11 protein-coding genes are annotated in these 12,423 nt (G+C 72.3%); 3 read left to right on the top strand and 8 right to left on the bottom strand.

The features are described from left to right. Window positions 1-99: 99 nt before the first annotated feature. Entirely contained in the window at window positions 100-1,029 is a 930-nt protein-coding gene (locus ACFRIC_RS19970) for a diiron oxygenase (protein WP_382787437.1), read from the bottom strand. A 140-nt stretch (window positions 1,030-1,169) separates the two neighbouring features. On the opposite strand from ACFRIC_RS19970, the gene ACFRIC_RS19965 reads away from it, so the two are divergent. Together ACFRIC_RS19965 and ACFRIC_RS19960 are read left to right on the top strand one after the other, a co-directional pair. Then, window positions 1,170-2,273, top strand: a complete 1,104-nt coding sequence (locus ACFRIC_RS19965; protein ID WP_382787435.1) for a ferritin-like domain-containing protein — start codon at window positions 1,170-1,172, stop codon at window positions 2,271-2,273. A 109-nt stretch (window positions 2,274-2,382) separates the two neighbouring features. Continuing rightward, entirely contained in the window at window positions 2,383-3,282 is a 900-nt protein-coding gene (locus ACFRIC_RS19960) for an ADP-ribosylglycohydrolase family protein (RefSeq protein ID WP_382787433.1), read from the top strand. A gap of 167 nt (window positions 3,283-3,449) precedes the next feature. Here ACFRIC_RS19960 and ACFRIC_RS19955 read toward each other — a convergent pair whose 3' ends face one another. From ACFRIC_RS19955 to ACFRIC_RS19930, 6 genes are all read right to left on the bottom strand, one after another. Beyond that, window positions 3,450-4,907, bottom strand: coding sequence for a penicillin-binding transpeptidase domain-containing protein (locus tag ACFRIC_RS19955; protein WP_382787431.1), 1,458 nt, complete (start codon window positions 4,905-4,907; stop codon window positions 3,450-3,452). Beyond that, on the bottom strand, window positions 4,904-6,280 hold the full coding sequence (locus ACFRIC_RS19950) for an FtsW/RodA/SpoVE family cell cycle protein (protein WP_382787429.1): 1,377 nt from the start codon (window positions 6,278-6,280) through the stop codon (window positions 4,904-4,906). Before ACFRIC_RS19950 ends, ACFRIC_RS19955 begins: the two co-directional genes overlap by 4 nt. 61 nt (window positions 6,281-6,341) lie before the next feature. Next, window positions 6,342-7,067 (bottom strand): SH3 domain-containing protein, encoded by a 726-nt coding sequence (locus tag ACFRIC_RS19945; RefSeq protein ID WP_382787427.1) that lies wholly within the window; start codon window positions 7,065-7,067, stop codon window positions 6,342-6,344. Window positions 7,068-7,138: 71 nt separating this feature from the next. Then, complete coding sequence (locus tag ACFRIC_RS19940; RefSeq protein WP_382788038.1) at window positions 7,139-8,350, bottom strand: ATP-binding protein; 1,212 nt, start codon at window positions 8,348-8,350, stop codon at window positions 7,139-7,141. An 82-nt stretch (window positions 8,351-8,432) separates the two neighbouring features. After that, the gene (locus ACFRIC_RS19935; protein ID WP_382787425.1) at window positions 8,433-9,197 is read right to left on the bottom strand and encodes a hypothetical protein; all 765 of its coding nucleotides are present in this window, start codon (window positions 9,195-9,197) and stop codon (window positions 8,433-8,435) included. A 376-nt stretch (window positions 9,198-9,573) separates the two neighbouring features. Continuing rightward, window positions 9,574-10,080: a dual specificity protein phosphatase family protein gene (locus ACFRIC_RS19930; RefSeq protein WP_382787423.1), complete on the bottom strand. Its 507-nt coding sequence runs from the start codon at window positions 10,078-10,080 to the stop codon at window positions 9,574-9,576. A 99-nt stretch (window positions 10,081-10,179) separates the two neighbouring features. Here ACFRIC_RS19930 and ACFRIC_RS19925 point away from each other — a divergent pair, with 99 nt between their 5' ends. Then, on the top strand, window positions 10,180-10,983 hold the full coding sequence (locus tag ACFRIC_RS19925; protein WP_382787421.1) for a nuclease-related domain-containing protein: 804 nt from the start codon (window positions 10,180-10,182) through the stop codon (window positions 10,981-10,983). Window positions 10,984-11,520: 537 nt separating this feature from the next. Here the strand turns inward: ACFRIC_RS19925 and ligD are convergent. Further along, the gene (gene ligD, locus ACFRIC_RS19920; RefSeq protein WP_382787419.1) at window positions 11,521-12,402 is read right to left on the bottom strand and encodes a non-homologous end-joining DNA ligase; all 882 of its coding nucleotides are present in this window, start codon (window positions 12,400-12,402) and stop codon (window positions 11,521-11,523) included. Window positions 12,403-12,423 lie beyond the last annotated feature (21 nt).

Genomic DNA, 12,423 nt, shown 5'->3' with positions numbered 1-12,423 from the left:
CTGCCGTGAAGCCCCAGCACGGTCCGGCCCCGCCGCGAAGCCCCAGCCGATCCCGGAGCGCCCGGAATCAGCAGGACCCACAGGACCGTGACCGCCCCCTCAGGCCAACAGCCCCGACGACTTCCACAACCGCCGACCGGCCCCGCGCAGGACCCCGATCTCGTCCAGGAAGTCGGTCAGCTTCCGGGCCCCGGTCTGCATCACGTCCCGCCGATGCCCACTGGCCTTCACCTGCGCCACGGCCTCCCGCCTGTCGAGCCCGACGTTCGTGTAGACCTCGGGATTGACGAACGCCACGGAGAACACGCGCGCGAACTCACCCGAGGTGACCCGGGTGAACTCCTGCGACCACCGCGGAGCGGTCAGCATCTGCCGCCGCAACTCCTCCCGCGCGTACCGGACATGCCGAGCCTCTTCCACCACATGGATCCGCGTGACCCCCCGGACGAGGGTCTGCACCCGCTCGTCCGGGAACGTCAGCCGCTGCATCCAGTCGAGGATCTCCTCACCGAGCAGCGTCGCCGTGAACGACCCCGGAGTCGTCGAGATGGTCTTGAACAGCCGCCCCAGATTCAGATGCGCCCGGCTCACCGGGTAGTGCGGCGTGCCCCCGCGCGTGATCAGCCGCGCGAACATCTTCGAGTGCCGGCACTCGTCCTCGATCTCCGTCAGCGCGTACCGGACGTGCGCGCTCGTCGCCGCCTTGTCGTAGATGTGCCGCACCAGCAACTGCATCAGGATGATCTCGAACCAGATGCCCAGCGAGGCCAGCGCGGCCGCCTCGTGCTGGGACAGCGCGATCCGCTGCTCCTCGCCCATCGTGCGCCACAGCGGCGTGTCGTACAGCGACACCAGCTCGGGCGGCCAGAACCACTTGCCCTCCTCGAAGGGCGCGTCCCAGTCGAGCTCCTTGTCGGGGTCGAAGGAGTGCTTGGCGGAGGAGTCGAGGAGGCGCTCGGCCACCTGCTCCCGGTCCTTGAGCAGACCGAGCGCGTCACGGAGCACATCGGCTTCGGGCACCGTCGTCATGGCTGTTCCCACCTCGTCGTACGGGATCACTTCAGAAGTTACCGGCGGTCACAACTTATGAGACTGCTTGTCAGTAAGCTCGTCAATCCCCTGTGCCGGACTTGTTGACGACGCGTCTACTCCGTGTGAGCCTGCGAGGTATGCCGACGCATGAGCTGTACGCCGCGGACTCGGGAGATCCCCTCTGGCAGATACCGGCCTCGGGGGCGGCCCGCTTCAACTGGGAGTACGACGACGGTCGTGACCGGCTGCTCGCCCTCTACCAGAAGGGCAAGGACAAGCAGTGGGACGGCCAGAAACGCATCGACTGGAGTCTGGAGGTCGACCCCGAGGACCCGCTCGGCACCCCGGACGAGGCGCTGACCCTGTACGGCACGCCGTACTGGGCGAAGATGACCGACCGCGACAAGGGTGAACTGCGCAAGCACTACGCGTCGTGGCAGTTCAGCCAGTTCCTGCACGGCGAACAGGGAGCGATGGTCTGCGCCGCGCGGATCGTGGAATCGGTCCCCGACCTCGACGCCAAGTTCTACTCGGCCACGCAGACCATGGACGAGGCCCGGCACGCGGAGGTCTACTCCCGCTTCCTGCACGAGAAGATCGGGATGCTCTACCCGATCAACGACAACCTCCAGGCCCTCCTCGGCGACACACTCCGCGACGCGCGATGGGACATGCCCTACCTGGGCATGCAGGTCCTGATCGAGGGCCTGGCGCTGGCCGCCTTCGGGATGATCAGGGACACCACCGACAAGCCGCTGCCGAAGCAGATCCTGTCCTACGTGATGCAGGACGAGGCACGCCATGTCGCCTTCGGCCGCATGGCCCTGCGCGACTACTACCGGCAGCTCTCCGACGCCGAGCTCCGCGAACGCGAGGAGTTCGTGATCGAGGGCTGCTACCTGATGCGGGACCGGCTGCGCGGGGTCGAGGTCCTGGAGAACTTCGGGATCCCCAAGGCGGAGGCCGAGGAGTTCAGCGAGAACTCCGAATTCCTGCACCTCTTCCGCCAGTTGCTCTTCAGCCGCATCGTTCCGTGCGTCAAGGACATCGGCCTGTGGGGCGAACGCCTCCAGCGGGCCTACGTGGACATGGGCGTCTTCGAGATGGGCAACTCCAACCTCGACCTCCTGATGGCACAGGACGAGGAACTGGCCGAACAACTGGACGCGGAACGCTTCGCGACCGAGGAACGGGCCCGCATCGCGGAGATAGGAACGACGATCGACGAGGGCCGCGCTTGACGGCGCCGGGGAGCGACGAACAGCCGCCCCCTGCCTCCCACCCCGCCGGACCCGGGATCCGCTCGAATTGGCCTCCCCCCGCCCACCTCCGACGCGGGATGATCCCCTCATGACCCCGTCGATCACCCCGAACCGCCCAGCCGCCCGACGCAGCCTCGAAGGCCTGGCCCTCGGCGACGCCTTCGGGGAGCGCTGGTTCCCCCTCTTCCGGGACCGGCTCCAGGCCCACGAGGAGATCCAGGCCCGGCAGACCCCGCAGGAGCCCACCTGGCACTGGACCGACGACACGGCGATGGCCCTCGGCATCATGCGGGTCCTCGACGAGTACGGCGAGATCCGGCAGACCGAGCTGGCCCAGGCGTTCGCGCTCGCCTTCGAAGCGGACCCGGCCCGCGGCTACGGCCGCGGCATGTGCGAACTCCTGCCGAGGCTGGTCCAGGAGCCGCACAGGTGGCCTGAGACGGCGCGCGGTCTGTTCGGCGGCGAGGGGAGTCTCGGCAACGGCGCGGCGATGCGCGTCGCTCCGCTGGGAGCGTGGTTCCAGGCGAGCCTGCCGGACGTGGCGGAGCAGGCCGCGCTGTCGGCCGAGGTGACGCACGCGCACCCGGAGGGCATCGCGGGCGCGGTCGCGGTGGCGACGGCGGCCGCGTTGTCCGCCCGGGGCGAGCAGGGCCTCGCGGCCGTCGCGGCGGCGACCCCGCGGAGCGCTGTCCGGGACGGCCTCGAAAGGGCGGCGGACCTCTCCTTCTCCACCGCTCCGTGGAAGGCGTCGGACATCCTGGGCAGCGGTCAGCGGGTGCGGGCCGACGACACCGTTCCCTTCTCGATCTGGTGCGCCGCCCGTCATCCCGACGACCTGACGGCAGCGCTCTGGAGCGCGGCCGAGGGCTTCGGCGACGTCGACACGACGTGCGCCATCACCGGCGGGATCGTGGCGGCCCGCACCGGTGTCGACACGATCGCCGCCGACTGGCTGAGCCGCAGGGAGGCGGTGCCCGGAAGCGCCTGACCCGGCGCACTCCCTCCGCTCGAACCTCCCCTGTCCTGTTAGGCCGTCAGGTCGATGATCAGTCAGTGATCGCCGAGGGCGGGAACACGGCCGAACGCCAGGCGGGCCGACCGGGTGGCCACACCCCCTGTCTCATGGAGTGGTCCCACCGTCCGGCGCGGACACCCTCAACTTCCCAGCACCGCCTCCATCACCCCCCGCGCGATCGGCCCCGCGAACCCGCCCCCCGTGATGTCCCCGCGGTTCGCCGCCGCGTCCTCGACGACCACGGCGACGGCCACGGCGGGCTCCGGGGAGCCGTCGGCGCGGGCCCAGGAGATGAACCACGCGTACGGGGTGCCGGAGTTGCCGATGCCGTGCTGGGCGGTGCCGGTCTTGCCGCCGACGGTGGCACCGGGAATGGCGGCCACGGTTCCGGTGCCCTTCTCCACCACGTCCGTCATCAGCTCCCGCATGCGCTGGGCCGTGGACGCGCTCATCGCCTGGTGGAGGGTCCGCGGACCGGTCGTGGTCAGCGTCGCGCCGGTGCGCGAGGTCGTCCGCTCCACCAGGTAGGGCGTCTTGACCGAGCCGTCGCCCGCGACGGCCGCGGCGATCATCGCCATCTGCAACGGCGTCGCCCGCGTGTCGAACTGGCCGATGGAGGAGAGCCCCAACTGGGCCTGGTCCAGCCGCAGATCGAAGTTGCTGGGCACCACGGAGAACGGGATGCGCAGCTTGCGGTCGTTGAAGCCGAAGTTCGCCGCCGTCCTCGTCATGCCGTCGAGCCCGACGTCGACGCCGAGCTTGGCGAAGACCGTGTTGCAGGACCAGGTGAACGCGTACCGCAGGGAGGCGTCCTCACAGCCCTCGATCTCGTTGGTGAGCCTCGTCGTGGTGCCGGGGAGCCGGTAGGGGTTCGGTGACCTGGTCGGCGCGTCCACGTCCTCGACGACCCCGGAGTCCAGCGCCGCCGCGGCGGTCAGCACCTTGAACGTCGATCCCGGCGGATATGTCTGCCGGACGGCCCGGTTGAGCATCGGCTTGTCGTCCTGGGCGTTCAGCCTCGCCCAGGCCGTGGACGCGGCCGCCCCCGTCCCGGAGAGCCGGGCGGGATCGTACGAGGGGGTGGAGACCAGGGCGAGGATCCGGCCGGTGGACGGCTCGATCGCCGCGACCGCGCCCCGGCGGCCGTCGAGCCCCTCGTAGGCGGCCCGCTGCGCGGCCGCGTCGAGGGTGGTGACGACACTGCCGCCGGCACCGCGGGCCCGGGTGAGGCCGTCCAGCAGGGGGAGCGGGGCGAGCATCGGGTCGCTGCCGGACAGGATGCCGTCCTCGGTGCCCTCCAGCAGGGTGGTCCCGTAGAGCTGCGAGGCGAAGCCGGTGACGGAGGCGTACAACGGGCCGTCCAGATAGGTCCGTTCGTAGCGGAACTGCGCACCGGTGTCCCTGGAGCCGGTGACCGGGCGGCCCTCGACGACGATGTCCCCGCGCGGCTGACCGTAACGGGCGATCGCCGGACGGCGGTTGGCGGGATTGCGGTCGTACGACGGGGCCTGGACGACCTGGACGCGGGCGGCGTTGACCAGGAGGGCCACGAGCAGCACGGCGCACAGTCCGATGGCCCGGCGGATGTACTTGGTCATGGCGCCGGCGTCCCGTCGTACTGACCGCGCGCGCAGTCGCTGATCCGGATCAGCAGGGCGACGATGATCCAGTTGGTGACGACGGAGGAGCCGCCCTGTGCGAGGAACGGCATCGCCATGCCGGTCAGCGGGATCAGTCCGGTCACGCCTCCCGCGATGACGAAGACCTGGAGCGCCACGATCGACGCGAGGCCGATCGCGAGGAGCCGGCCGAAGGGGTCGCGCAGCGCGAGGCCCGCGCGGTAGCCGCGTTCGACGAGGAGGGCGTAGAGGAGGAAGACGGCGGACAGGCCGGCCAGTCCGAGTTCCTCGCCCGCGGTGGCCAGGATGAAGTCGGACTTGGCGGCGAACCCGATCAGGACCGAATGGCCGAGCCCGAGGCCGGTGCCGAGCATCCCGCCGGCGGCGAACGCGAAGAGGGACTGGGCCAGTTGGTTGGCTCCGTGGCCCGCGGTGATCGAGGCGAAGGGGTCGAGCCAGTCCTCCACCCGGCTGTGCACGTGTGGTTCGAGGCGGCCGACGGCGAGCGCCCCGACGGAGGCGAGCAGCAGCCCGACCGCGATCCACCCGGTGCGGCCGGTGGCGACGTAGAGCAGGATCACGAACAGGCCGAAGAAGAGCAGCGAGGTGCCGAGGTCGCGCTCCAGGACCAGGACCAGGACGCTGAGCAGCCAGATCGTCACGATCGGGCCCAGGACGCGGCCGGTGGGCAGTTGGAGCCGCCGGAACCGCCAGATCTGGCGGCCGCTGTAGGCGAGCGCATTGCGGTTGGCGGCGAGGTAGCCGGCGAAGAACACGGCGAGCAGGACCTTCGCGAACTCGCCCGGCTGGATGGAGAATCCGGCGACCCGGATCCAGATGCGGGCGCCGTTGACCGCCGGGAAGAAGATCGGCAGGACGAGCAGGGCCAGCGCGCCGACCACCGACACGTAGGTGTAGCGCTGGAGGACACGGTGGTCGCGCAGGCAGAGCACGACGACGATGAAGAACGCGACGCCGAGGGTCGACCAGATGAGCTGGATGGGGGCCGCCTGGTCGTCCGGGGTCTCCAGGTCGAGCCGGTAGATCAGCACCAGGCCCAGGCCGTTGAGGAGGACGGCGATGGGCAGCAGCAGCGGATCGGCGTACGGGGCCCGCAGGCGTACGGCGACATGGGCGAGGAGCGCGAGCACGCCGAGCCCGGCGCCGTAACCGGCGGCGCCGGGCGGGACGGTGCCGTGCTTGGCGAGGCCGACGGCGCAGTAGCCGTACACGCAGAGCAGGACGGCGACGACGATGAGGGCGAGCTCGATGCCACGGCGCCTGGGCAGGCGTTCAGCGGGTGGGGCCGGGTCCGCCGCTACGGCCGTTCCGGACATTCCGGGCTGGATCATGTCCGGAACGTAGCAAGCGGGCGACCCGATGTCCCGTTACGGGATGGCGGAGCCCCGGGTGTCAGCACCAGCGGGGGGCCGGGCCGATGTTGTCGATGTAGCGCGCGGCGCCCCAGGCCCAGGTGCCGTCCGTGAGGAGGTACCAGAGCGGGTTGCCGCCGACGGTCTCGCCCGGGGTCTTGCAGAAGATGGAGACGATCTCCCCCTGCCGCGCGACCCGGATGAGCTGGCTGCCGCGGGTCGGGGAGCTGCGCAGGGCCAGCCCGCCGCGGGCGGTGACCCGGCCCTTGTACAGCGGCGTGTTGTTCTGGTTGTTGCCGTTGCCGTTGCCGTTGCCGTTCCCGGGTTCGCGGCCCCCGCCACCCCCGCCCCCGCCACCGTTGTTCCAGTTCTGGTTCCCGCCCCCGCCGTTGTTCCAGTTCTGGTTGCCGCCGCCACCGTTGTCCCAGGTGCCGCCACCGCCCCCGCCGTTGTCCCCGCTCTGGCCGCCCCCGCCGTCACCGCCGCCCCCGTTGCTCCACTGGCCGCCGCCACCGCCACCGCCCCCGCCGTTGTTCCACGACTGGCCGCCGCCGTCGCCACCGGTGCCCTGCTCGCGGCCGTCGTCGCCTCCGCCCCCGCCACCGTTGTTCCACTGGTGACCGCCGGTGCCGTCGCTCCACTGGTGGTTGTCACTGCTTCCGGTGCCGCCGTCGTTGTCGGCGAGTGCGGGGGTGGCGCCGGCGAGGGCGAGGCTGCCGACGGCCAGCGCCATACCGATTCGGGTGTATGTGGACCGCAGGGACATGGAGGGCTCCTCCAGGAAGGGGGCGAAGCTGACTTATCGCCACATTAGGAGCGGGAGCCGGGGAGCGCAGTTCACAGACCGCCATCGGGGCCGCCCGGCTCCCGCCGCCCGTCCTGAGGGAGCGTCAGCGTCGCCACCGCACCGCCGTCCGGGGCGTTGGCGAACTCCAGCCGCGCCCCCAGCACCTCCGCCTGACCGAGCGCGATGGTCAGACCGAGCCCGTGCCCCGTCGCGCCGCCCTCGGTACGGAAGCGCTGCGGGCCGTGCTCCACGAGATAGCCCGGATAGCCGTCCCCGTGGTCCCGTACGGTGACGACCGGACCGTCCAGGGTCAGCACCACCGGTGCCCTGCCGTGCTTGTGGGCGTTCGCCACCAGGTTCCCGAGCACCCGCTCCAGTCGCCGCCGGTCGGTCTCCACCCGCGTGCCCCGCACCACCCGGACCGCGGTGTCGGTCCCCGAGGCGCGCACCACCCGTTCGGCCAGCGGCACCAGCGGTTCCGAGTCCAGCTCGAGACGCTCGCTGCCGGCGTCCAGCCGGGAGATCTCCAGCAGGTCCTCGGTGAGGGTGCGCAGGGTGGCCACCCGGTCGCGCACCAGCTCCGTCGGCCGCCCCGGCGGGAGCAGTTCGGCGGCCGCGTGCAGCCCGGTCAGGGGAGTGCGCAGCTCGTGCGCCACGTCCGCCGTGAAGCGCTGCTCGCTCAGCAGCTTGCCCTGCAGCGACGACGCCATCGTGTCGAGCGCGCCGGCGACCGCCGCCACCTCGTCCTGCGGGCGCGTCGGATCCTGGGCGCGCGGGTCGTTGACGCGCGCGTCGAGGTCGCCCGCGCTGATCCGCCGTGCCACGCGCGCGGTCGCGTGCAGTCTGCGCGTCACCCGGGTCACCGCGAACACCCCGACCAGCAGCGTCACCCCGATCGCGAGGGCCGAGGACCACACGATCGCCCGGTCCAGGGCGTCGATGGCGTGCGCGCCCTGGGCGTAGTCGAACCGGACGGCCAGCGCGCGTCCTCCGCCCGCGGGACCGGCGGCCCACATGGTGGGGTGCGTGTCGTGCTCGCCGACCATCGTGCCGCGCCTGCCGTCCTGGGCCAGTTCGCGCAGCCGCGCGGGCAGCCCCGGTGGGTCGACGCCCGCGTCCGGCGGGAGCCGGTCGCCCGCCTCGTAGGCGGTCGTGACGTCGGCGAGCCGGTCGAGGGCGCGGCCCCGGGCCTCGCCGACGGTCTGGTCGGTCACCGAGACGTGCACGAGGACTCCGAGGAGGGCGACGAGGCAGCAGCACATCACCGCGATGAACGCGGCCGCCTTCCAGGTGAGGGTGCCGGTCCAGCGCGGCAGACGCAGCGACCGCCTCACAGCGACCGCCTCATCGGGCGCTCGCGGCGGGCGAGAGCGCCGGTGGGACCGCGGGTGCCGTGGGGGAGGCCTGGCTCGGGGAAGGAGACCGTGCCGGCGGGACCGCGGGGGAGGCCCGGCGGGCGGAGGGGGACCTGCCCGGGGCGGGTGAGCCCGTCGGCGTCGGCGGTCCGACCCGCAGGATCTCGTCGCGGGTGGCCAGCATCGCGTTCTGGTGCGGGTCCCAGGACCACACCGTACGGAACTCGTATCCGGGCAGGGTCGAGGGCGAGCGGATGATCACATCGCGACCCGCGAGTTCCACGCTGACGACGCTGTCCGCGGTGCCCATGACCTGCACCAGCCGGTGGTGGAGGAACGTGTACACGCGCACCGCGAGCTGATGGGCCGGGAAGCGGATGCCGAGCACCATGTCGGGCTTCCCGTCACCGGTGAGATCGCGGTAGTACGCCCGGAGGACCGGGCACTTCCGGCCCTGGGCGCCCGGCTTCCCGCAGTCGTCGAGCAGCCGCGCCGTCTCGGCGTACGCCGCGTGCGGTCCGGTGTACTCGTCCGGATGGGCCGCGACCTGGGCGCGTACGACCGTCACGGGGTCCAGGGCGTGGATGTCGTCGTCGGGCGCCGTGACGCCCTTGACCGTCTCGGTGTCGGCCTCGCCGTAGTCGATCGCGGGTGTCGCGGCGGGCGGGAGCTGCGGCCACAGCCGGGTCGGGCCGATCGCGGTGGGGGTCGCGCCGGCGCTGTGCAGGGCCCCGGCGTCGCCGCAGCCGGCCACGGCCGTCGCCAGGAGGGCGGCGACGGCGCACAGGAGAGCACGAGCCGTCCGTCCGGGCGGGCGGGTCCGGGACCTGCCGGACCCGCCCGGACGACCTGCTCCCCGGGGCCGGAGGCGGAGCCCTCGCGCGGGGCGGCTGTGGGTCACGGGGCTCCCGGGGCCGGGCGCGGCCCCGTCCGCGGGCGCTGCCGCGCCGCTTACCGCACGAGACCGGCGAAGGAGAAGGGCCGGAGGCCGTCCGAGGGGTGACCGCCGAGCACGGGCACACCCCGGGCGACCGGGCACGACACGGGACGACCGGCCGTCCCGTACCCCTTATTCATACAGAAATCCTTTTTGTCCGCACGCATGGAACGACCTGGCGGGGCCGCCCGGTCTACTCGGCGAGTTCCTCGAGAAGGCGGGCCGTGGGCAGTCCGGCCCGCAGGTACTCCACGAACAGCTCGTTGTGCAGCGCCCAGGGCGAGCGCCGGGCCCGGATCAGCCGTATCGCGTCGTCGGCGGTGTGCCCCGCGAGGACGAGCGCGTGCGCGACGACCAGCCCCGAGCGGTTGTACCCCTGAAGGCAGCGGACGAGCACCCGGCGCCCGTCCTCCAGCGCGTCGTCGGCGGCCCGCGCCAGCCGCATCACCCCGGTGAGCTGCGTACCGTCCAACGGTCCGTCCGGTATCGGCCACACATGGTGCTCGACCCCCGGATCGGGCCCGTGCCCCGGCTGCCGCAGCAGCGACAGAACCAGGTCGAACTCATCGTGTACGACGACGGATTGCCGTTGTCCCGAACGCCCCGCGAACTCGTGTCCGCCCATCCACAGGCCGGGCACGATCTCACTCCACGGGCTGTCCGGAGTCGGAACATCCGGATATCTTCTGCGAGTTCGCAACAGCGCCTCCCACCCAACCGCCCCAACTCCTGCCAAAGGTAACCGGGTTCTTGCCCCTGGAGCACCCCGCCTGTTCCCATGGTCATGGGGTGATGGTTCATGAACGGACTGCGCGTCGTACCGGCCCGGCGGCACGGACAGGAGCGCCTGTACGTGTGCCTGACCGACGGCAGGAGCGTCGCCTGGTACGACCGTGACACGGCCAGGGTCAATCTGCTCAGCGAGGACCGGCGCGAGGACGTGCTCGACGTGCTGCGACCGTTCCTGACCGGCCCGGTGACCGTCGGACCGCCGCCCGTCCCGACCTCGGCCGAGCTGGCCCGACTGGCGCTCCACCCCGACGACGACCTCGCGCCCAACCGGCCCGGCGAGGCCCTGGTGATCGACCTCGACCGGGACCCCGGCCCGGCGCACCGGCTGCGCCCCGACCCGCGCCGCCGCGCGCTCGCCGCCGAGCAGACCGTCGGCACGGCGCTCGACCGGCTGGAGGGAGGCGGCTGGCACACCCTGCACTCGGTCCCTCTCCCCGGCGGCGACCGCATCCACCATCTGCTGATCGGCCCCGCCGGCCTCTTCTGCCTGCACACCCTGCCCGCCCACAAGCAGCGCGTCCGGGTCAGCGACCCGATGGTCACCGTCGGCCGCCGTGAGGCCGCCCCCCTGCTGCGCCGGGTCCGCGCCGACGCCGACCGCGCGTCGCACGCCCTGACCGCCGAGGTCCGCGCCGTCCTCGCCGTGGTCGGCGCCACCCGCCTGGACGTCCCGGCACCCGCGCGCGAGGTCCGCGTCCTGCGGGACACCGACCTCGCGGGCCTCGCCCGGTTCGGCGGGGTACTGAAACCGGCGGACGTGGAGGCCCTGCACGCGATGGCCCGAGACCGGCACACGTGGCTGAGCGTGTGAGCGGGGGCTGAGCCGGGCGGGGGCGATTGCTGCCGGGCTGAGTCGTGCTGGGCCGGGTCGTGCTGGGCTGAGCTGTGCTGGGCCGGGTCGTGTCGGGCTGAGCTGTGCTGGGCCGGGTCGGGCCGGGTCGTGCCAGGCGGAGCCGTGCCGGGCAGGATCGTGCCGGGCCGGGTCGTGCGGGGCTGAGCTGTGCTGTGCTGTGCTGGGTCGTGCCGGGCGGGGCCGTGCTGGGCCGAGTCGTGCCGGGTTGAGCCGTGCTGGTCCGGGTCGTGCGGGGCCGGGCCCTGCCGGACCGGGGTCATGGGGCAGAGCCCGCACCCACCCCTCGTACCCACCCCCACTCTCCTCGGCCGCCCGGCACCCATCCTCCGCGCCCATCCCGACTCTCCGCGGCCGTCCGGCACCCACCCTCCGCGCCCATCCCTGCTCTCCGCGCCCGCCCGGCAAGCACCCTCCGCACTCACCCCCACCCTCCGCGTCTTTCGCCCCCTCCACACCCTCCACACCCTTTGGTTCTCCGCGCCCGCTGCTCGGCGCTCAGGGCAGCGGACCGGCACGCTCCGCGTCGAACAGCGGCGCCAGGAGATCACCGAAGTCCTGAACGCGGGGCGGGATGTCCATCGCCTGGAAGGCCAGCCGGTCGGGCGACCCGCATTCCTCGACCTCCTCCCAGGTCACGGGAGCGGACACGGTCGGCTCGGCCCGGGCCCGGAGCGTGTAGGGGGTGGCGGTCGTCTTGCGGCCGGCGTTCTGGCTCCAGTCGACGAACACCTTCCCCGGCCGCAGGGTCCGCGTCATCCGGTGCACGACCCGCCGCGGCAGCGCCCTCTCCGCCTCCACGGCCAGCTCCTTCGCGTACGCGCTGACGTCGGCGGACGGAGTCGGCGCCACGGCGGCCAGCAGATGCAGCCCCTTCGACCCGGACGACTTCGCGTACGCCTCGATCCCGTCGGCGGCCAGTCGCTCGCGCAGCCACAGCGCGACCTCGCAGCACTCCACCACCGTGGCCGGGGCCCCCGGATCGAGGTCGAAGACGATCCGGTCGGCGATCCCGGGCGTGCCGATGGTCCACTGCGGTGTGTGGAACTCCGTCACGAGGTTCGCCGCCCACATCAGGGACGCCAGATTCTGGACGAGGACCATGCGCGCGGGCCCCTCCGTGCGCGGGACCTCGGCGGTGGTGACCCAGGCGGGCGTACCGGGCGGCACGTTCTTGGTGAAGAACACCTGCCCGTCCGGCCCGTCGGGATAGCGCAGGAAGGAGACCGGCCGGTCCAGCAGATGGGGGAGCAGTACGTCCGCGACCGTGGCGTAGTAGTGCAGCACCTCGCCCTTGGTGAATCCGGTGGCCGGGTGGAGGACCTTGTCGAGATTGGTGAGCGCGAGCCTCCTGCCCTCCACCTCCGTGATCGGCGTCATACCATGACAATCCCACGAAAA

This window comes from Streptomyces sp. NPDC056738 (genome assembly GCF_042790435.1).
GTDB lineage: Bacteria > Actinomycetota > Actinomycetes > Streptomycetales > Streptomycetaceae > Streptomyces.
The sequence above is the reverse complement of the archived record's forward strand: the minus strand, read 5'-3'. Positions and strand labels throughout refer to the sequence as shown.